Source organism: Sphaerisporangium sp. NPDC004334, assembly GCF_053602655.1.
Genome location: NZ_JBSGDZ010000019.1, coordinates 94,133 through 113,990 on the forward strand (window position 1 = coordinate 94,133; position 19,858 = coordinate 113,990).

Genomic DNA, 19,858 nt, shown 5'->3' on the forward strand with positions numbered 1-19,858 from the left:
GTCTGCGGGGTGTCAGGCGGTGTCGACGTCGTGGTCCTCATAGGCCGAGCGGACGACCTGGCGCAGCATCGCCCGGGCCAGCGCGGTCACCATCGCCGAGACGGCGTCGATGTTGTCGCCGGACTTCTGCTTGTCCGGCTTGTAGTTGCCGGCGGCGTCCATCGCCACCGCCAGGTTGTCGACCATCCACCGCACCAGCGGGTGCCCGCCGTGCCGGAACACCGGCCGCTCGGCGGTGCCGCGCAGCAGCAGCGTCGCCAGCTCCTTCATCGGCGGCGACATGGAGGCGAACCCCTGGCCGATCGGCACCATCGGGGCGCCCTCGCCGGTCATGTCGGTGATCAGCTGGGTGGCGTTCCACCGGTCGTAGCCGACCTCGGCCACCTGGAACGCGGCCAGGTCCAGCCGCATCTGCGTCTTGATCAGCTCGTAGTCGATGACGTCGCCCGAGGACACCTGCAGCAGGCCCTCGCGGGCCCACACGCTCGCCAGACCGGCGGTGCGCTTGTCCAGGTCGGGCATGCGCGCCTCGGGCACCCAGATGCGCCACAGCGCGTCGTAGCCGCCGCCCTCGTCGGGGAACAGCCACGCCAGCGCGGTCAGGTCGTGGGTGCGCGACAGGTCCAGCCCGCCGTAGGCGGCGCGGCCGCGCAGCGCGGTCTCATCCACCAGGCCGGCGTTGCGGTCCCAGACCTCCAGGGTGATGTAGCGGGACTCCTGCTTGGTGCGGATGCCCAGGTGCAGGCGCAGGAACCGGGCCAGGTTCGCCGGCGACTGCCGGGCCTTGGTCGCCTCGGCCCGCATGAACTCCCGCGTCGGGGAGATGCCGTACCCGGGGTTGGCCTTGCGCCAGGTCTCCTCGAGGAACGGCGCCTCGCCGTACTGGTCGTCATCCTCGGTCGCCCACACCACGCCGTAGAACGTGGCGTCGACCAGCGCCCCGCGCGCCAGCTGCTCGCAGTAGTGCCGCTTCTCGGCGTAGATCGTGCCGCGCCGGCCGTCGTCCGCGGTGGTGATGATGATGATCAGCGGTTGGGCGCGGGCGCCAGTGCCGGTCTCCAACGCGTCCACCAGGTCGCGCGACTTGTGGATGTGCAACTCGTCGATCACCGCGGCGTGCACGTTCGCGCCGTGCAGCAGGTCGGCCACCGACGACACCACCGTGAAGTACGACCCTGACCGCTTGTGCACGATCTTGCTGGCGGTGCACTTCACGTGCGGCGCCAGGAACGGCGACTTCTCCGCGATCAGCTTCACCGGTGCGAAGCAGTACCCGGCCTGGTCCTTGCCGGCGGCCGCGGCGATGACCTGACCGCCCTGCTCGCCGTCCGCGCACGTCAGATACGCGGCCTGCCCACCGGCCAGCGTCGTCTTGCCGTTCTTACGCGGGATGTCGACGTACTCGGTGCGGATGATCCGCACCCACACCCCGCGGTCGTTCTGCCGCACCCACCCGTACACCGGAGCCAGGATGTAGGCCACCTGCCAGGGGTCCGGCTTCAGCGGCCGGCCCGCCCACTCGCCCTGGGTGTGCCGCAGCCTGCCGAACGCCGCCAGCACCTTGTCCACCCGCGCCGGGTCGAACCGGGCGCCGGGCAGGTTGCGCGGCTCGGGGGTCTTCCACCTCGGCGGGCAGTCCGGCAGCGGGATCCCCCGCGACAGCAGATACCACGCCACCTCGGGGGACAGCTTCAGCCTGGCGAGCTCGCCAGCGTCGGGCAGCTCGACGTCAGGCGAACGGGTTGTCGTCCTCCCCATCGCCCTCGCCCTTTCCGCCGACCCGCTGCTCCGCCGAGGGGGTCAGCCCGAACTCCGCCGCCCACGCGCGCAGCTCCTTGGAGGCGGCCTCCACGATCGCCACCGCCGGGTGCCGGGTCCGGCCCTGGCTGTTGGTGTGCAGCAGCCCGTCGCGGGCGATCTCCTGCTGCGCCGACACCAGCCGGTCCCACGTCAGGCAGTACGCCGCCAGCGCCGCCCGGTCGATCTCCTTCAGCAGGCCCAGCCGGGTCAGCTCCGGCACGACCCGCTCCCACTCCGCGCGCGCCTCATCCGGCAGCCACGACGGCGCCTGCGGGGGCAGCCGGCGGAACGCCGCGGTGTCCTTGACCTTCCGGCCGCCCGAGTCCCGCCCGGGGCGCGCGCCCTCCACCAGCTTCAGCGCAACGGGCCGAGGCTTGGGTGATGGCATCGGCCTCACCTCCAAGGGGAGTCCCCAGCTTGATCATCTGTGTGCGTCACCCACCCGGACGGTCCGGAACCCCTCCTCCAGGGATCTTGACCCCCCTACCGGGTCGGTCGGTCCGTCGTCGTCGGCCGCCGGTTCCATCCACCGGGGCGGGTTCGCGCGGTCTTCGCGTTGTGACAGGGCCCGCAGCGGGGCACCAGGTGGTGCCAGGCGTCAGGGTCGGGGTCTCCCATGGCGACCAGTTCGGCGCGCTCTACGGGGTCGTGGTCGCCTACTGTGGCCTGTCCTCCGCAGTCGGCGCACACGGGGTGCTGCAGCAGGAAGCCGGCGACGCTGGTCTGCCATGCCGAGCCGTAGCCGCGCTGTGCTGCGCTGGGTCTGTCGTCCTTGGCTCGGGGCGGGATGTGCTGTTCGCATCGGCCGCCACCTGGCACGAGGGTGGGGCATGGGGGCCAGCCCTTCCAGGTGCAGGGGCTGGGCGGGGATGTGGGCATGTCAGCCTCGCCTTACGCCAGCGGAGGGCCGTAGTTCTTCAGCCGCCAGTACCAGGGGTAGGCGGCGCTCGCGAACAAGGTTCCTGTGCCCGCGCCCTTGACCACCATGGCGATGGTGACCTGCCCGCTGCTGATGTCGCCGGACTCAACGTCCAGGCCGCGCCCGCCGGGCCAGGTGTGGAAGGCGGCGGCAGGGTACAGCGCGGGGTCGCCTTCGCCGCCCGGAGTGCTGCTGTCGGTGGACAGGTAGCGCACGACGCTGCCGCCCACGACGACCGCCAGGTCCAGGTAGCTGCCGCTGGTGTGACTGCGCATGCCCCACAGGGAGATGTCGATGTAGTCGCCGGCGGCCGCGGCGATGGAGATGGCCAGGGGGGTGATGTTGTCGGCCTGGTTGAGGATCTGCCAGGCGCCGCTGGTGTTGGGCAGGGTGATGTCGCCGGAGGTGATCCGCTGCTCGACGACACGGATCCTGGGGCCGTCGGCACCATCCGCGCCGGCCGGGCCGGGGTCACCCTGCGGGCCCTGGTCGCCGGTAGCGCCGGTGGGTCCCTGCGGCCCGCGGATGTTGCCCATGAGCGTCCAGGCGCCCGTCTGCTGGGCGTACAGGTCGCCGGTCGTGGTGCGCAGGTAGAGGTCGCCGTCGGTGTGCAGCGTGCTGGGGGCGGCCGTCCCGGAGTACAGCTGCGGGGTGTGGCCGGGCGGGCCGTCGGCCCCGGGCTCCCCGGGGTCGCCTGGCGCGCCGGGGACGCCCTGGATGCCTTGAGCACCCTGGGCGCCGGCCGGGCCGGGGTCGCCTGCCGGGCCTTGCGCGCCCGTGGCGCCCGCCGGTCCCTGAGGGCCGCGGAGCTGGCCGTGCAGCACCCAGGCGCCCGCCTGCTGCTGGTAGAGGTCGCCGGTGTCCCGCAGGTAAAGGTCGCCCTCCACATGCAGGGTGCTCGGGGCCGCGGCGCCGGAGTAGAGCTGCGGGGTGTGGCCGCTGATGGCCTCGCCGGTGATCTGGGTGTAGCCGACCTCCACCACCTCGACGGCGGGCTCGGTCACGACGACGACGGTGTTGTCGACGACCTCGACGATGTCGCTCACGTCGTGACCTCCGGACTGAGCACGAAGGGGCCGTGGAGCAGCCGCCGCACCAGCGGCGGGGTCGCCGAGGGGTAGGTCAGTTCCAGGTCGTAGTAGGCCAGGCGGAACTGCCATCCGGAGGTGGCGGAGGCGGCGACCAGGAGGCGGATGGTGCCGGCCGCGCCGCCGAGGGTGATGGTGCCGTCGGCCTCGCCGGCGCTGGCCAGGGTGGCGTAGAGCGTCCTGCCGCTGCTCGAGCGGATCTGCATGCGCCCGGTCCACCCGGTGATGTCGATGGGTGCCCCGGCGGCGTTCTTGTAGGTGAGGGTCCGGTCCAGGGTTGTGCCCTGGTCGTGGGTGAAGGGGTAGAGGCCGGACACGGCACCTCCTGCTCGGGGCGTGCCCGTCCTCAGCGCGCCGAGGGGGCGAAGGTAGGTGCTGACATGCGAAAGCCCGGCGCGATGGCCGGGCTCGGGCATACGTCGCCTGCTGCGTGGTGACGTACTCATGGTACATAACCACTCAGGTTGCTTGATCGCCGTCATGAGTGTGCTCTGCGACGAACTTCAAGATGTCCTCGTGCGGGTGGAACCACTCACCGCTGATGCGGTGCTCCTTGAAGATCTCGTGTAGTGCGCTCTCGTGGGCGCGGGTGCCGGGGAGGACGAGGAGGAGCTCGTCGTAGGGGACCTCGCTCATTCGGCGCCTGAAGTTGGCCGAGTAACCGATCTTAATGCGGTCGCCGAATCTCAGGATGTACACGACGTCCCGGTGGCCGGCTGCCGCCAAGCGCTTGTCCTCATCAGGGGTGGCGGTTCGCTGTTCAAGGCGGCGGATGGTGGCCTTGTACTCGGCTCGGGCGTTGTAGACGAACTCCAGGCAGGCGAGCAGGTGGGCGCGGCACAACACGGCGGGGGCGCCCATGACGGCGGGTTCTGGGCAGAGGTCGCCTCCGGTGCACATGCCATGTGACGGGGGTTGCAGCGGAAGGTGTTCGAGCCGTTCCACGCTGACGGCCTTGCGGCGGTTGGTCTCTGCGTTGATGACGTCGTCGAGGCGGTAGAGGGTTTCGCGTCCGCGGGTGCCGTGCGGTGGGAGTCGTCCGTCGCTGGCCCATTTGCGGATGACCCAGTCGGGGACACCGAGGTCCTCGGCTGCTTCTCTGGTGCTGACGAGTACCGGCGCGACCGCGGTGTCAGACTGCTGCGTCGAGGTCATGGGCGAGCTTCTTCCACTCGGGCTCGTACCACCGGTGGGTTCCGGGGCGGGGGTGGGTCCGGCAACGGCAAGCGGGGTCGTTGCAGCGGCACGCCGAGTTGACGCAGACGATCACGCCGCGTTCAGGGAATGCCTTGAGGGAATAGCAGCGGCAGTGAAGGCAGTACCCATCGACCCGGCGGACGGGTTCGGTGTCGCCGAGGGCGCTGCGGGCCTGCCGGCGCATCCGGTGGCCCTCGTCGTTGACGTGCTCGGCGAGGTCGTTGTGCTCGTCGATCCGGCCGAGGAGGACCTGGAGGTCGGCGAGCCGCTGGTCGGTGGACGCGCCGGCGCGCACGGTGAGGCCGAGGCGCTCGCAGACGGCCTGCTCGAGCTCGGCGGTCGAGGTGGTGATGTCGGTGATGGTGTCGAGGACGTCGAGGGCCAGGGGGGCGCGGCCGTCGCCGAGGGCCTTCAGTCCGCGGGCGAGGTTGGCGTGCTTGGTCTCCCGCTCGGCGCGGGCCAGGGCGTCCATGCGGGCCCGCTGGTCGTCGGTGAGGTCGCGCTGCGCCCACCGCCGCGGCGTGCCCGGCAGGAGCGCCTCGTCGAGCAGGGGCAGGGCGTCGCGGAGGTCGGCGAGGACTTCGTGGGTGCGGTCGATGTTCACGGGCTCCCCCTGGGATGGTTCGGGTGGTGCGAGGGCCGGGGACGTGGTGTCCCCGGCCGGAGAGGGTCAGGAGTCGGTGACGATGGCGAGGTGGCGCGGCCGGGGGACCTCCGGGTCGTCATCCTCATCGAGCAGCCCGCCGTTGGCGGCGGCCTGGAGGGCGAGGCCGGCGTCCACCGACTCCCAGCCGAGCTCGTGGTCGAGCTTGCGGGCGGTGAGGCCGAAGAACTGGGCGACGATGACGCGCAGGGTGACCTTCAGGTAGGCGGAGTGCAGGCCGGTGGACAGGCTGGCGAGGTGCCGGTCGATGACGGCCTTGACCTGGTCCTCGTTGTCGCGTGCCCGGCACAGTTCGACGCAGAACCGCAGGATGTCGTTCTCGGTGATGGGCGGGGTGGTCACGTCGGCCTCCGGGGCGTCGTGGGATGGTGGCGGTGGCCGCCCCCGATAGGCGCGGGGGCGGCCGTTGTGCTGTTCACGGGGCGCGGTTGCCGCTGCCGAGCTGGGCGCGAAGGTGGTCGATCTCGGCGAGCAGGTGGGGGATGTCCTCGTTGAGGACGGCCTGGAGCGGCTCGGGGTTGGGGCAGAGCACCTCCGCGATCAGGGCGTGCTCAGGGTCGGCGGCGGCCCGGTCAACGAGCCAGTACCGGCCGGTCTCGGCGCACAGCTCGATGCGCCAGTCGCGGCGCTGGAACGAGCTGCGGATCGCCGCGATCTGGTCGGGCTCGGCGTGCAGGGCGGGGCGGGAGTCAGTGGTGGACATCGGTGCTCCATTCACAGGGGGTCGTGGCCGTTGACGGCGCGGAGGCGGTTGGTCAGGCCGGTGAGCTGCTCGGCGCGGCGGAGCGTCTCGGCGGTCATCTCGGCGCGCAGGGCGTGGTTCCGCTCGACCTCGGCGCGGCGTTCGGCGTGCGCGTCGCCGACCATCTTCAGCAGGGCCTTGGCGTGGCTGCGGTAGACGCCGGCCAGGCACAGCGCTGCGAACAGGGCCACGGCTAGCGCGGTGGCGATGGTTTCCATCAGGTCCTCCTCTGGCCGAGGTGTGCGGCTTTCGCCTCGGCGACCAGGTGGATGACCTGCGCGGCGTGGTGGCCGCAGATCGCGATCGCCTTGTCGTCGTCGGACAGGGCCTCGTTCGGGCAGGGGTTGCTGTCCCGCTGGAGGTAGCGGCAGCGGCGGGCGCGTGTGGCGACGGGGATGGCTGGCATGGATGAGCTCCTCGGTGGTGAAGGGGGCATCTGTGGACGTGTACACGGTCGTCGCGGGGGCGTGTACATGTGGACATGTACACGGGGGTCGGAGGGGCCCTTAAACGCGTGAGCACATTTTTTTTCTTATTTATCCAGGTCAGCGACTTGCGGGGTTCCACGGGCGAGTGCGTCTCGCTCTGCGGCCGTGTGTACACGCGTCCACATGTACACACGATCTCTTGGCTGCTCCGGGCGCCTGTCATGCCGGCATCGAGTCCCCGGGGCTCAAGTCGTCGCCTTCGACAACGAGCCAGCCACGAGCCTCGGCCAAGTCGACCGCCATGCCGAGCATCCTGCGGTCCCTGTGGGCAGTCGCTCGGTTCAGAGCGCCTCGAGTCATTCCGTTCGCCTCGCGGACAAGTTTGACCGCGCGCCGGGCCACCCGTTCCACGTCGCGCTCGGTCGCCACCTTGGCGGCGTGGGCGCGCACCTCACGGTCCACGTGAGCCCGGGTGCGCTTCTCCGCCTCCTCGGCCTGGTGCCGCGTCCCGAACTCGATCAGAGCGTCACGGAGCTCGCAGGACGTCTCCCACATGACGAGTGCGAGTTGCCAGTCCTCCACAGTGACGTGAGTCCGGTTGGCCAGGATCGCGAGCAGCGACGCGAGCTTGATCCGCATGAGCGGCTTGTGGGAGTCGAGTGGCGGCAGCTTCACCGCTCCGGTGGCCCGCTCCCAGTCGTCTCGGCGGATCTCACGAAGGATGTCCGAGGCAAAGGTGATCTTCGGGTTGTTGCCGAACCCGTGCCTGATCAGTGCGAGGTCCAGCGGGCCCGGGTCCTTCACGATGTCCTCGGGGATGGTTGGGTCGGTGGAGGAGACCCAGAGGAACCGCTGCGGGGTGCCGGCGGCAGCGTCGTCTAGGAGCGGCAGCGCCGTCTCGGGCTGGAAGCCGACCACGATGCCGAGCGAGTAGGTCCCGCCGTTGATCACACGCGTATTAACCTTCTGGCCGTTGAACTGGCCGATGGTGCCGCCGTTCCATGCGCGCCGGACGGCCTCGCCGATGGTGGCTCCGTTCCGGCCGAACAGCTGCTTGGTGAGGGACTCCCCCTCATCGGCGTAAAACAGGGCGTTTGCGCGGGCCTGTGTCCGAATCCGTTCGGTCTTGGGCTTGCCCTTGTTCGGCCCGCTGGCGTAGATCTCGCCGGTCTCGACGGCCTTCTCTCCCATGAACGCCTCAGCGATTCCCTCGCCTGTTCCAAGAGGCAGTTCGTCGAGGTAGTCCAGGCCCGGGGGCGGCGTGATCAGCTGCCGGGGGATCCACGCAGCCGAGGACTTGCCTGACCCGGAGGGGCCGAGCAGATTCACGAGCAGGTTCAGCGAGGCCGGGGATCCGACCCCTGTGTCGGCTTGGAGCTCGGGCGGGACCAGGGACGCTACGCGCGCCAGGACGCCGCCTAGGACGATGTCCGCAGAGCGTGCACGTGCGTGCGCGGCCTGCCGGATGTGCTGGAGCACGGGACGGGCCGCCCAGAAGTCCTCCGGCAACCGCCCGCGGCGGCGCACCGGTCCGCTCGCCCATCCTTCGGTTTCCTCGGAGTCGGGGTCGGGGGGCGGCGGCGCGTCCTCTGCCCACGCCGCAGGGCCCATCCGTGCTCCGTCGTCATCCAGGCATCGCCGATTCACCTCAGCGAGCACTGCGGCGGGCAGCTGCGCCGCAGGGCCTGCTGGGCGCCCGCCTGCCGCGCGCATGATGTCGGCTGCGGCCTCGCTGGCATTGCCGCCATAGTTGAGCCAGGCGTAGAGCGTGGGCACGGTCAGTTTCTGGCCGCCGGGCTGCGCCCCGACGGGCAGGTCAGCGCGATCGGAGAAGTTCACGGCTACGTGGTCATCGCAGAGCAGGCTGTAGGCGCTGCTCGGCCGGTCGCCCCCGGCCGCCGGCCGTAGCCACTTGTGGCGGCCGTCGCTGTGCACCCCGAGGTAGGTGAACCCGGCCGGCTGCAGCAGGTCGGCGAAGTCGAGCATGTCGGCCAGGACGTCGAATGGTCCATCGCCGCTCGCCGGGCGAGGCGCTCGCGATGTGCGGGGCGGCGCGGCCGGGTTTCCGAGCCGCGCAGCCTTACGTGCCTGTTTCTGTCGGGCGGCTTGATCCATCACCTGACGGGCCTCGTCAGCGAGCTGGTCCGCCGCCTGGATGAGCTCGTCGAGGGTGTAGCGGGGGCCGCCGCCGGGGCCGATGTAGGTCTCGCGGTCGAAGCCCTCCTTGCGGTTGACGGTCCCGGGCAGCCGCATCAGCCGGTCGAGGTTGCCGACCTCGCTGTCCCATGACCAGCCGTGCCGGTGGGCTTGTGCCGCAAGGATGGTCTGCCACGCGCTGGTGAGTCTTTTGATGCGGACACGATCGGCTTCGTCCTGGATGGTGTGGGTGTCGGCGAGCATCCACACCGGGTTGTATCCGCCGCCCGAGCAGGTCCAGCCCGTCGGCTCAGGTAGGCCCGACTCGGCGACGACTTTGACCACCGCGTCGGCGTCCGGCGGTGCGGGCAGGTCGTCGAGTCCAGGCTTGTGGCCGACAGTGCCGAAGTCGCCGTCGGCCCACAGGTGGGACAGAGCGTGGGCGAGGTCTTCGCCGCCGCGGCCGCGCGCCGGTCGCTCTCGAAGGGTGGTGACCTGGGTGTAGATCCCCATAGGTCGCTGGCCGTCGAGTTTCACCGCATAGGCCGCTGCGGCAGCGATCCCCTCCTCGTCGGTGGTGAACCGCCGGCCGGTCCATCCATCGGCGTCGGAGCACACGCTGATGAACCCAGGGCGGCCGGCGTATACGTGCGCGAGCCAGGTGCCGATGGTGCTGGAGTCCGCAGACATGGCGGTGCTCACGCAGCGGCCGCCATCAGCCGGCGAACCGTACTCTGTGCGACGTGCCGGGCCATGAGGTCGCTGGCCGCCCCGCTCGTGCTGATCTCGTTCAGCACCCGCGTGTACCCCATCCGCACCAGCGCGGCCCTCTGTGCGGCACTAGGCGGCTTGTCCCGCCACGCCGCGTCCCGGCGGGACAACACGCCGCCTCGAGCGCGGGCGATCTCCTCACCGACGCCCATCGCGTAGCCGATGTCCAGCCCTCGGGATGCGATCTTGGGCGCTGCTCCGCGGGGGTGCTCGTAGACGTCCCACACCCCGCCCGCTCGCGGGATCAAGAGCATGGTCGTCGTCTTCCCTGCGGGCAAGATGAAGGCGTCCCCAAGGGGCAGCCACCGCAGCGCCGACCGCGCGAACAGGTCGATCTTCCGAGCGGTGAGCGGCCTCGCCGCGGAGGTCCTGGGTGCGGTCAGTACGAGCCGTTCGGCGGCTTCGGCGAGAGTCTCACCGGGCTTGACGCTGCCCGGCGGCAGCCCGGCCAGGTCGGCGATGGTCATCAGCCCGTTGTCGCCCGCAGCGCCGGCGACGTCGATCAGCAGCGCCTTGTCCTTACCCGGGTAGGGGCGCAGCCCTCGGCCCACGGACTGAACGAACAGGACGGGCGACTTGGTGGGCCGCGCCATGAGGACGCAGCTCACCGAGGGCTCGTCGAACCCTTCGGTGAGGACGGCGCAGTTGGTGACGACCTGCGTCTTGCCAGTCCGAAGCCGCTCGAGCACCGCGCCCCGGTCGTCGCGATGCATGGTGCCGTCGATCGGTTCGGCGGAGATGCCCTGGGCGCGCAGGTCGCCGGCGAGCGTCTCGGCAGTGGCCACCGTGGGTGTGAATGCGATGCCCTTGCGGTCGCGGGCGTACCTCTTGTATGCGTGCGCGGCGAGCTCCAGCGCGCCCGAGCGCTCCAACTCGGCGCCGATCTGGGCGCCGACATAGTCGCCGCCCTTAGTGGCGACGCGGTCGAGGTCGAAGTCGCTGTCGATCGCGAGCGCTTCGATGTCGCACAGGTACCCTTCGGTGATCATCTGGAGGATGCCGCGCTGGTAGACGATCTCCTGCCACACGGCCTTCAGTCCGACGCGGTCGCCACGCCCGGCGGTCGCGGTGAAGCCAACCGTGAGCGGGCCGTCGTCGCGGAAGGCGCCAAGGTCATCGAGCACCGTCATGTACGTGGCAGCAGGCGCGTGGTGGGCCTCATCCACGATGACCAGATCGAACCGGCCGATCTTCTCCCGGCGTGATGGCTGGGCGAGGGTCTGAATGCTGGCGATGACCACCTGGGCGTCGGCCTCGTTCTCCCCGGCCTTCACGATCCCGGTCTCCAGGCCGGGCGCCACCTGGCGCACCTTGTCACGGGCCTGGCGGAGCAGCTCGTCCCGATGGGCGATGATCAGCGCCCTCCCACCGACACGCGTGATCAGATGCGCGAAGGTGACGGTCTTACCGGCTCCGGTCGGCAGCACGACGAGCGGCCGCCGGACACCCCGACCCACGGCCTGCGCCACGGCATCCAGCGCCTCCACCTGGTATGGGCGGGGCGCCATCGGCCGGCCGTTCACGGTGCCTCCTCGGGCGCCTCGAGGCCGAGGGCTTCGCGCAGCAGGAAGACGAAGGTGGCGCCGTCCAGGGTGACGAACCAGTCGCCGGGTGATCCCTTGCCGCGCCGCTTGTGCCACACGGCGGCGATCTGGGCACCGTCGTTGTCGGCCTCGGCGTTGGCCTCATCGGCCCACGCGGCCAGCTCGACCCGGGTGCAGTTCTTGACCTCGATCACGGTGCCGACGACACCGGCGATGTCGCCGCGGTCGTTCGTGCCGCCGAGGGCTCGCCGTTCGGCGTGCGGGAAGCCCTGGCTGCGCAGGTAGTTGACGACGGCGGTCTCGGCGGCGGTGCCCCGAGATTTGTTCTTGCTCACGGGACCCCTATCTGAAGATGTGCTTGATAGCCCCTCGCCGAATGGGCGGGGGCGGGCTCAGATGGGGTGACCTACGACGCGGCTTCGCGCCGGGCGTCGGCCATGAGGGTCTCCAGCCACTCGACGAACCACTCGCGAGGGATGCGGCGAGTCTTCGGGGTGGGGAGCACGCTCTTCAGTCGGCCGGACTTGAGCTCGGCGAAGACAGTGGTCTTGGAGAGGCCGCTCTCGCGCTGCACATCGCTGACCTTCATGAGCGCTGGCAGGTGTGCGTAGCGGACAGAGATGGGGCTGATCTGCGCCGATGCGGGGAAGCGCAGCTCACCAGAGGTGGAGGAGGGGGTTTCGACCTGCGCACAGACATGCGTAGAATCAAGGCCGACTTGGCCAGCCATTGCTGACTCCTGTTCGTGGAAGTTCAGGGGGAACCGCAGCAGTGCACGCAGGTCAAGTCATCGGCCCTCAGTGGGAACACGTGCGACCGTCGGAGCTGCAACTCCGCCTGCCGGCACCCCACTGGGGGCTAAGTCCGTTCTGAGCAACATGTGTTCAGATACACCCGCGTGAACTGACGGGGTCATTCTGCCCGGTCCCTCACATGGACGCAAGCCGACCAGAGAGCACCGAGCTTGCGGAGCGTGTCTCCCGCAACAAACCGCAACATGCGTCGTGCGCAATGACGCGGTTAGGCGCGCACAACGACGGACCGGGACATACCGTAACGTCGCTGGTAGGACGGCATGATGAGCACTAATAGGGTGCGTCGGGCGGGTCCCCGCGCCCCCTGCAACACCGGGCAGATGAGTCATCCGCCTTGCCCGGGGGCAACGTTTGTGCAGAGCAGTGACCGGTGCCGCCCGGCACAGACCGGTGTCGGACAGCACGAACCAGTGTTGATTCGACACGATCAACTTCTAAGACCTTCACCATGACAGGAAGCCACAGGAAAGTGCGGAAAAGTGCGGTAATTCCGCTTACCTGAGCCAGTGCACATTGCTCACATCAACTCACGGGATGGATGCCGTTGACCTGCGTGCGCGGCCAGTGGACTTGCTTGCACGCAAGTCGTCGAGCTACTCTCCCATGCGTGACCTTCCTGTCATGTTCATCGAACTGTTACGTCCGGGTAGGTCTCACCAGGTCTCACCAGGTTTCAGCAGGCACTGAACCTGATCTTCGGAAGGAATCGCATGGAACCCGCCACCAGCGCCTTCGCCGACTGGGTTAATGCGACGGCGCGCGGTCTTGGCTACCGAACCGATGCGCAGTTAGCCGGGGCGATCGGCGTTCAGCAGTCGACCATCACACGATGGCGGCAGGGCGCACAGCCGCAGATCAAGCATCTGGTTGAGCTGGCGCGATTGTTCAAAATGCGCATCGATCCACTGCTTGCGATGTCTGGTCATGTCCCTCCTGACTTGCTTGGCGATGCCCGGCCGAGCGGGCCACCTGTCACTGAGAGCGTCCACCGCATACGTGCTGCGCAGATCACTGACGAGAGTAGGAAGCTGCTCTTCAACTACTGGGACGATCGACTCTCAGAGGAGCGGGCACGCCTGTATCTGCTGATCGAATGGATCGCTGATGTCGAACGGGAGGGCCCCGGTACTCGAGAGACCCTGATCGGCTCGATCGCCGATTTGCTGCAGAGTGACCTTGAAGTGCAGGTGATGCAGTTGCTCTTTGAGATCGCAGGAGTTGAGACCAGATCACGCAAGCGACGTCGGAGAGTCGAGAAGCCGACACCGCAGCAAGAGCTCTTATCCGAGCCTGGAGGAGAAGATGGCTAAGCCTCGGGCCCGCGCGAACGGCGAGGGGAGCCTGTATCAGCGCAGCAGTGACGGTATGTGGGTAGGTGCGGTGACCTTGCCGAGCGGAAAGCGCAAACCCGTGTATGGCAAGACACAGAAGGCTGCCCGCGAGAAGATGCGCGAGTTGCAGCGGCAGATCGAAGAAGGTAAGCCGATCACCGCGGGGCGTGGGGTCACGCTCGAACGCTTCCTGGCTCAGTGGTTGGAAGGCACACTCAAGCAGCGGGTCGCCGCCGGCAAGATGGCCGAGTCCACCAGGATTTCCTACGCCGACCACGTGCGGCTCCACATCGTCCCCCACCTCGGCGGCGAGCAGTTGCAGAAGCTCTCCCCCGCGCGCTTGCGTGAGTGGATTCTGCAGCTGCAGAGCAAGCCGTCTGCGCGCCAGAAGAAGGCTAAGCCCGGTGAGGACGCGCCGCCCGTCGTGCTCTTGTCGGACCGGACGGTGAACTACACGCACGCGATCTTGCGCGCCGCTTTGAACAGCGCACGCAAGGACGAGTTGGTGTCCCGGAACGTCGCCGAACTCGTCGAACCACCCTCCGGCAAGAGCAACCGCGGCACCGCCTTGACGGCCGCGGAGGCGGAGGCGCTGTTCGCCGCCGCGGTCAACGACCGGTGGGGCGTTCTGTGGATGACGATTCTGGGGCTCGGCCTACGCCGCGGCGAGGCGCTGTCGCTGCGCTGGGATGACCTTGATTTGGACGCTGGCATGGTGGACGTCGGGCCATCCCTGCAACGTGTCCGTGGTGAACTGGACAAGGACACTGGTCGCCGGCGCGGTTCCCTGGCCGTGGTGAAGTCCAAGACCGAGGGCTCCAACGCGACCTTGGCGATTCCCGCCTTCCTGGTCGAGGTGCTGAGACGGCACCGCAGGGATCAGGCAGCCGAGCGCCTGGCGGCGAAGTTCTGGGCGGACCCTGGGCTCGTGTTCACTACTTCGGTCGGTACGGCGATCGAGCCGCGGAATGCCAACCGCGCGTGGACCGCGTTGTGCGATCGGGTCGGCCTGAGCCGGCCCGACGGCCAGCGGGTGCGGATTCACGATCTCCGTCACACGGCCGCCACGTGGCTGCATGGCCAAGGTGTCGATATGAAGACCATCCAGGGCGCCCTGCGCCACACTCGGCTGGCCACCACGAGCGAGGTGTACACGCACCTCACTGCGGAGGTTCAGCGTCGAGCGGCGCAGTCCATGGACGTGGCCCTGTCCAGACTGGGCGACAGGAAAGCGGAGTGACTGGAGCGTGCCCGAGATCTGCGCCGCAGAGCCGACGCTGAACTTAGACGAACCACAGCGAACGGTTAGGAAGGAAGTAAGTCATGGCGAGCGGTTGCTACAACCGTTGCTACACCACGACCCCATAAACGACTCAGGGAGCCCCTTCGGATCAAGGGACTCCCTGGTCAAACGGTGCGCGGCCGAGAGGACTCGAACCCCTAACCTTCTGATCCGTAGTCAGATGCTCTATCCATTGAGCTACGGCCGCCTGCTTGCCTCGATAAGCATAGCGGGTCTTCGGGGGTGCGCCGAACCGATATCGGGGGCGAGTTCGCGTCCGGTGGGAGTGGCTGCTGGGAGGGCAACCGGGCGGGCGCGGTGGTTGCGGAGAGGGTGAGGGGATGGGCAGGGTGACCGGGCGGGAGTCAGGGGGCGGTGATCACGTGGATTTCGAAGCCGTCGCCGCTGACCACCTGGCCGGAGCGGATCTTGGCGCGTTTGCGCAACTCCACCTCACCGTCGACCATGATCTCGCCATCGACGATGAGCAGCCCCGCCACCCCGCCGGTTTCGGCGATGTCGCAGATCTTCAACAGGTCGCACAGCGGGATGTACTCGGTGTGCAGGCGGAAGGTCTCCTCCCGGAATCTCGCGTTCACGTCATCAGCATAGGCATCACCCGGCAGGCCGGAGACATCGGTGATCGAGAGCGGGCGGGCCGCCAAACCGGACAATACATCTGCAAAGTTTCGCGTTCGTGGGCGTGGCGCGATCCGGGGGCGGCAATGAACCACCTCGATCACATGAGGTGGCTCTGAGGGTCAGGACCTGCGGATTGAAGGCATGAACCATCAGCCAGGGATGTTCGGGACGGGCGGTCTCTCGGCGCAGGTCGCCGTGGCCATCGCGCTGACCTGCCTCGGAGCCGTGGTCGTCGTCGCGGCGCTGCTCATGCGACGGCGCCACAAGGCGGTGGTGGCGCAGGCGCACACGGAACACGTCACCGAGCTGACCCGGAGCCTGCTCCGCACCCAGTACGACTATCCGCGCCCCAGCCTGGCCGACCTGGTGCAATCGAGCCGGAAGAGCGGCCTGACGATACGCCTCCACGTGGCCGGCTCGCCGCAGATGCTCCCCGATCCGGTCGACCTCGCCGGTATGCGGATCATCCAGGAGGCGCTGACGAACGCCGTCAAACACGGGACGCCGAACGCGACCGTGGTGCTGGGGTACGGGCCGGGGCTGCTGACGGTGACCGTGGACAGCCCTATGAACGGGAAGACGCCCGCCTCCCGGGGTCCGCACGAAGGACTGGCGACCATGCGCCGGCGCGCCGAGAAGATCGGCGGCTGGGTGTCGGCCGGGCCGTACCAGGGCGGCTGGCGGGTTCACGCGGAACTTCCGTTCCGATAGGTGCCGGCTGCCACGCTCAGTCGGCGATGAGTCGAGCCCGTGCGTCCAGTCGGCCGTACCGCCGTACCGCAGGTCGAGCACGGTGGCGACGGGCAGGACGACGTCTGTCAGTGGCACGCATGACAGCAGCGCGACGCCGAGTCCGCGACCGCGAAGACGCACGTCAGCCGGATGCTCGGCAAGCTCGGCGGAGCTCGGGCTTCGCGGCCGCGTCCAGGCGGCGATCCTGTACGCGGGCCGTAAGGTGAGCACCCGCGCTGCGAGGTCAGTCGGTGATGTAGAGGGAGAGGGACTCGGCGATGCAGGCCGGGCGGCGTTGGCCTTCGACCTCGATCGTGACGCGGAGGTTGGACAGCGTGCCGGAGGGGGTGCCCTTGACGTCCACCAACTCCGCTCCGGCGCGGATGCGGCTGCCGACGGGCACCGGCGCCGGGAAGCGGACCTTGTTCAACCCGTAGTTGATGCCCATCTTCAACCCGTCGACGCGGAACATCTGCGTCATGAAGGACGGGAGCAGGGCCAGGCTGAGGTACCCGTGGGCGATCGTCCCGCCGAACGGCCCGTCCTTGGCCCGTTCTTCGTCGACGTGGATCCATTGGTGATCGTCTGTCGCGTCCGCGAACAGGTTGACCTGTTCCTGAGTGACCTCGCGCCATTCGGTGTACCCCAAGTGCTCACCGACGGCGGCTTTCAGCTCGGCGACTCCGGCGAAGATCCGCATGCCCGAATCTTATTCGGCCTTCTCGGGCACGGCCAGAGCCGACCAGCCCGAGTAGCGCGTCACCTCGACCAGGATCACCGGCCCCTCCGGCACGCGATCACGATATTGCAGGTACTTCGCGACAAGCGGGGCGAGCAGTGCGGGGAGACGCTCGTCCCCCCTCTCCACGACCGTCGCGAAGCCGTCGGCCCGCACCCACCACAGGGTCGTCCAGTCTTCGTGGTAGTGGTCCACGAGGACGCACACGTTCGGATTGACCTGGATGTTCCGCAAGCGCCGCAGCCGCGCGCCCGACTTGGGCTTGTGGTCGACGGCGGTGACGAGGCGATCGCCGTCGAGGGCGAAGGTGACCGGCACGAGATGCGGACGGCCGTCATCGCCGACGGTCGCCAGCCTCGCCACCCGGGCCTCGGCCATCCTGCCACGGGCCCATCCGGCGCCGGCCCCGTCCGAACCGATCTCGACCGTGCCCACTCGCGTATCCAAGCACGTCCCGCCCACGCGGACGGTGACCGCCACGGGCGGGCCGGCTCAGGCGGACGAGCGCACGCGGCGGCGCCCGCCGGGTCGTAATCCACGAGGTGGGGTGAGGTCAGGTCGTCCGCGACCGGGGCGGGTAGACGTGGTCACCGAGGTGGTCGATGGGCAGGACGCAGCGACGGCCGGAATCGGCGGTCGCGCATCGTTCGGCTTCGTCCCGGCGAGGCAACGGGGGTGAGCCGAGGGGGCGCGTATCCATGGGATCTGCCTGTTCTCCAGGGCGGGGGCACCCGGAAGTCACGGCCAGGCGGCGGATTCCCGGCCGTTACAGATGTTCTCATGTAGCCGTTCGCGGCTTCCATACTGAAGTGTGCCGTCTACGGTCTTTTCGCGATCGCCGGGCGAGCACGACCAGGGACACCGAGTCCATGCGTTCGAGTTCGACGTGCCGCGCGTCGAGGAGGGGCAGATCTCGCGATCACGACGTTCGACGCGCTCTGCAGGGGGCCCCGGCCCCTCCCGGCCGTCCAGCGGCCAGGACGGTCAGAAGGGGCCGAGGCTTCAGAACGCGGCGATGGTGGCCGGCGCGCGCTCGGCTCTGCTCAGGGCGCGCAGGACGGCCGTCGCACCGTGACGGCGCACCGCGAGGCGGGACAGCAGACCGACCACCGTCTCGACGGCGCTCTCCGGAAGTTCCGGAGTCGGGACCCCGACGCTGACCGCCAGGTCGTCCGAGTGGACGGCGAGCTCCATCAGGCGAGTGACCAGCAGGTCGTCGAGCGTCAGCGACCAGGGCCCCCACACCGGCATCCGGACCGTCCGGTCCGCCGTCCTCGGCAGAACCTCGGCGAGCTCCTCGACGGCTGAGGCGGCGCGATCGGCCAGGGCCGCCGGCCCTTCGGCCGCGACCTCCTCGCCGCTGAGCCGGATGCCGACGTTGAACTCGTCGTCAACGCTCGCGCCGACCCACCGCGCCCGCTTGTAGTGCTCCAGGAGCGGGATGGTCTCCTCCGAAGGGACCGGCCCCGCGAGGACCTGCCGGACGACGAGGATCTGGTAGGCCAGGTGACCGGCGAGACCGCTCACGGTGAACTCGGGCAGTGCGCTCGGCTCCTTCCAGGCGCCGGCGACGGCCGGGTCACGCAGCAGTCCCACGGCCGCGCGCGCCGCGGACAGGAAGTCGTCTTTGATGCCGCTCATCCCTGTGCTCCCTTCACGAACCCATACCGCCTCACGATCTTGTCACGTCCGGTATGGGCGGTGAAGCCGAAGCTCCCTTCCGACCGCCGAACGGGAGCGACCGCCGACACGAAGCGACCGCCGACACGGAACAGCCACGGCCGTCGCGCTCAATGGGCGCGGCGCAAGGGTGGGCGGCGGGCCCAGGTGGCCCAGCGCCAGAGCCATTCGAGCGGGCCTTGCCGGTACCGGCGCAGCCACAGCGTGGACCACGACCACTGGACGGCGAGGATGGCGCCCGCGAGCGCGAAAACCGCCGTCCACGACGAGCCGGCCGGCACTCCGAGGACACGGACGGCGAACAGCACCAGCACCGTCGCGGTCAGGTAGTTGGTCAGCGCCATCCGGCCCAGCGGCTCGAACACCGCCCGCAGCGCCGGCCGGAGCGGCGTCCTGAGCAGAAGCAGCAGGACGCACACGTACACCCCCGCCAGCAGCAGTCCGGGTACGGCCAGCGCGAGGGCGGGGCTCAGGCCATGGGAGTCGCCCGCTCGCGGACGCCCCTGCCACCACAGAGCGGGCGCCGCCCCCGCCGCGAGGAGCAGGCCGAGCACGGCCGGACCACGCGCCGACCGCTCGATCCGGTCGACCACCCCGTACCGGGTCAGCGCGGACCCCAGCAGGAACAGCGCGGGGACGAGCATGGTCCCGCCGCCGTAGAGGGTCAGTGCCACCGCGGCGAGCACGGCGGCGAGGACGGCCACCGCCCAGCGCGGCAGCCAGGTCGAGGGCAGCAGCACCAGCAGGCCCACGACGGCGTAGATGGTGAGGACGTCGCCCCGCCACAGCAGCATGTGCGCCAGTCCGAGGCCGGACAGCACCAGCAGCCGGCGCAGCAGGACCACCCGCGGATTGGCGGTCCGGTCATGGGCCGATCGCAACAGCAGCGAGAATCCGACACCGAACAGCAGGGAGAAGATGGGAAAGAAGCGCTGTTCGACCAGCATTCCCATCCACGGGCTCTCCAGGGCGGCGGACGAACGCCGCATCGCGTCGTCGACGTTGGCGATCGGCTGGACGTTCGCCAGCAGGATCCCGCACAGCGCGAACCCGCGCACCACGTCCAACGCGACGATCCGCGTCCGACGCGTCGGAACCGTCGCGGGGGCACGACCGGCGCCGAGCGTCACGGGAGGATGATCGGCACCGGACGTAGCAGACGTTCCACCGTCGATGGGCGCCGCGGACGGACGACCGGCGCGGGGCCACGCGGGCCCCGCGCCAACGTGGGACGCCGAGGGTGGGGGATCTTCAGGGGGCATGGTGTCATCCTGCGGTCCCCCGCGAGCGCGGACATGAGCCGAAAGCCCGGTTCACCATCGCCGCGGCCGTACTTTCGGCCGACCGG

General features: G+C 69.3%; 22 protein-coding genes and 1 tRNA gene. 3 read left to right on the forward strand and 20 right to left on the reverse strand.

Annotated elements, in window-relative coordinates:
* Positions 1-12: 12 nt before the first annotated feature.
* The 14 genes from ACWEN6_RS25080 to ACWEN6_RS25145 form a co-directional block, all read right to left on the reverse strand.
* Positions 13-1,758: a terminase large subunit gene (locus ACWEN6_RS25080; protein ID WP_452573288.1), complete on the reverse strand. Its 1,746-nt coding sequence runs from the start codon at positions 1,756-1,758 to the stop codon at positions 13-15.
* On the reverse strand, positions 1,730-2,188 hold the full coding sequence (locus ACWEN6_RS25085; RefSeq protein WP_452573290.1) for a phage terminase small subunit P27 family: 459 nt from the start codon (positions 2,186-2,188) through the stop codon (positions 1,730-1,732). Before ACWEN6_RS25085 ends, ACWEN6_RS25080 begins: the two co-directional genes overlap by 29 nt.
* Positions 2,189-2,691: 503 nt before the next feature.
* Positions 2,692-3,765, reverse strand: a complete 1,074-nt coding sequence (locus ACWEN6_RS25090; protein WP_452573292.1) for a hypothetical protein — start codon at positions 3,763-3,765, stop codon at positions 2,692-2,694.
* Positions 3,762-4,124: a hypothetical protein gene (locus tag ACWEN6_RS25095; RefSeq protein ID WP_452573294.1), complete on the reverse strand. Its 363-nt coding sequence runs from the start codon at positions 4,122-4,124 to the stop codon at positions 3,762-3,764. The genes ACWEN6_RS25090 and ACWEN6_RS25095 overlap by 4 nt, the downstream gene beginning before the upstream one ends.
* Before the next feature lie 142 nt (positions 4,125-4,266).
* Positions 4,267-4,962 (reverse strand): GIY-YIG nuclease family protein, encoded by a 696-nt coding sequence (locus tag ACWEN6_RS25100; protein ID WP_452573296.1) that lies wholly within the window; start codon positions 4,960-4,962, stop codon positions 4,267-4,269.
* On the reverse strand, positions 4,940-5,608 hold the full coding sequence (locus tag ACWEN6_RS25105; protein WP_452573298.1) for a hypothetical protein: 669 nt from the start codon (positions 5,606-5,608) through the stop codon (positions 4,940-4,942). The genes ACWEN6_RS25100 and ACWEN6_RS25105 overlap by 23 nt, the downstream gene beginning before the upstream one ends.
* 66 nt (positions 5,609-5,674) lie before the next feature.
* Entirely contained in the window at positions 5,675-6,010 is a 336-nt protein-coding gene (locus tag ACWEN6_RS25110) for a hypothetical protein (protein WP_452573300.1), read from the reverse strand.
* A gap of 73 nt (positions 6,011-6,083) precedes the next feature.
* The gene (locus ACWEN6_RS25115; RefSeq protein ID WP_452573302.1) at positions 6,084-6,371 is read right to left on the reverse strand and encodes a hypothetical protein; all 288 of its coding nucleotides are present in this window, start codon (positions 6,369-6,371) and stop codon (positions 6,084-6,086) included.
* Positions 6,372-6,382: 11 nt separating this feature from the next.
* The gene (locus ACWEN6_RS25120; RefSeq protein WP_452573304.1) at positions 6,383-6,628 is read right to left on the reverse strand and encodes a hypothetical protein; all 246 of its coding nucleotides are present in this window, start codon (positions 6,626-6,628) and stop codon (positions 6,383-6,385) included.
* Positions 6,628-6,816: a hypothetical protein gene (locus tag ACWEN6_RS25125; RefSeq protein WP_452573306.1), complete on the reverse strand. Its 189-nt coding sequence runs from the start codon at positions 6,814-6,816 to the stop codon at positions 6,628-6,630. The genes ACWEN6_RS25120 and ACWEN6_RS25125 overlap by 1 nt, the downstream gene beginning before the upstream one ends.
* A 241-nt stretch (positions 6,817-7,057) precedes the next feature.
* Positions 7,058-9,676: a hypothetical protein gene (locus tag ACWEN6_RS25130; protein WP_452573308.1), complete on the reverse strand. Its 2,619-nt coding sequence runs from the start codon at positions 9,674-9,676 to the stop codon at positions 7,058-7,060.
* Positions 9,673-11,268: a DEAD/DEAH box helicase gene (locus ACWEN6_RS25135; RefSeq protein ID WP_452573310.1), complete on the reverse strand. Its 1,596-nt coding sequence runs from the start codon at positions 11,266-11,268 to the stop codon at positions 9,673-9,675. The genes ACWEN6_RS25130 and ACWEN6_RS25135 overlap by 4 nt, the downstream gene beginning before the upstream one ends.
* The gene (locus tag ACWEN6_RS25140) at positions 11,265-11,624 is read right to left on the reverse strand and encodes a hypothetical protein (RefSeq protein WP_452573312.1); all 360 of its coding nucleotides are present in this window, start codon (positions 11,622-11,624) and stop codon (positions 11,265-11,267) included. The genes ACWEN6_RS25135 and ACWEN6_RS25140 overlap by 4 nt, the downstream gene beginning before the upstream one ends.
* A 71-nt stretch (positions 11,625-11,695) precedes the next feature.
* On the reverse strand, positions 11,696-12,019 hold the full coding sequence (locus ACWEN6_RS25145) for a hypothetical protein (RefSeq protein WP_452573314.1): 324 nt from the start codon (positions 12,017-12,019) through the stop codon (positions 11,696-11,698).
* Positions 12,020-12,814: 795 nt separating this feature from the next.
* On the opposite strand from ACWEN6_RS25145, the gene ACWEN6_RS25150 reads away from it, so the two are divergent.
* Complete coding sequence (locus ACWEN6_RS25150; RefSeq protein WP_452573316.1) at positions 12,815-13,414, forward strand: helix-turn-helix domain-containing protein; 600 nt, start codon at positions 12,815-12,817, stop codon at positions 13,412-13,414.
* Positions 13,407-14,675, forward strand: coding sequence for a tyrosine-type recombinase/integrase (locus tag ACWEN6_RS25155; RefSeq protein WP_452573318.1), 1,269 nt, complete (start codon positions 13,407-13,409; stop codon positions 14,673-14,675). Before ACWEN6_RS25150 ends, ACWEN6_RS25155 begins: the two co-directional genes overlap by 8 nt.
* A 177-nt stretch (positions 14,676-14,852) precedes the next feature.
* Here the strand turns inward: ACWEN6_RS25155 and ACWEN6_RS25160 are convergent.
* Positions 14,853-14,925, reverse strand: a tRNA-Arg gene (locus ACWEN6_RS25160).
* Between the two features lie 157 nt (positions 14,926-15,082).
* A complete protein-coding gene (locus tag ACWEN6_RS25165; RefSeq protein WP_354844155.1) occupies positions 15,083-15,316 on the reverse strand; it encodes an RNA-binding S4 domain-containing protein in 234 nt (77 codons plus the stop codon).
* 184 nt (positions 15,317-15,500) lie between these two features.
* Here ACWEN6_RS25165 and ACWEN6_RS25170 point away from each other — a divergent pair, with 184 nt between their 5' ends.
* Positions 15,501-16,070, forward strand: a complete 570-nt coding sequence (locus ACWEN6_RS25170) for a sensor histidine kinase (RefSeq protein WP_452573320.1) — start codon at positions 15,501-15,503, stop codon at positions 16,068-16,070.
* A 265-nt stretch (positions 16,071-16,335) separates the two neighbouring features.
* Here ACWEN6_RS25170 and ACWEN6_RS25175 read toward each other — a convergent pair whose 3' ends face one another.
* From ACWEN6_RS25175 to ACWEN6_RS25190, 4 genes are all read right to left on the reverse strand, one after another.
* Positions 16,336-16,791 carry a MaoC family dehydratase gene (locus ACWEN6_RS25175; RefSeq protein WP_452573322.1) on the reverse strand — a complete coding sequence of 152 codons (456 nt, stop codon included), beginning with the start codon at positions 16,789-16,791 and terminating at the stop codon, positions 16,336-16,338.
* A 9-nt stretch (positions 16,792-16,800) separates the two neighbouring features.
* Positions 16,801-17,265: a TIGR03668 family PPOX class F420-dependent oxidoreductase gene (locus tag ACWEN6_RS25180; protein ID WP_452573324.1), complete on the reverse strand. Its 465-nt coding sequence runs from the start codon at positions 17,263-17,265 to the stop codon at positions 16,801-16,803.
* Positions 17,266-17,832: 567 nt separating this feature from the next.
* Positions 17,833-18,471, reverse strand: a complete 639-nt coding sequence (locus ACWEN6_RS25185; RefSeq protein WP_452573326.1) for a maleylpyruvate isomerase N-terminal domain-containing protein — start codon at positions 18,469-18,471, stop codon at positions 17,833-17,835.
* A gap of 149 nt (positions 18,472-18,620) precedes the next feature.
* The gene (locus tag ACWEN6_RS25190) at positions 18,621-19,571 is read right to left on the reverse strand and encodes a DUF418 domain-containing protein (protein WP_452573494.1); all 951 of its coding nucleotides are present in this window, start codon (positions 19,569-19,571) and stop codon (positions 18,621-18,623) included.
* Positions 19,572-19,858 lie beyond the last annotated feature (287 nt).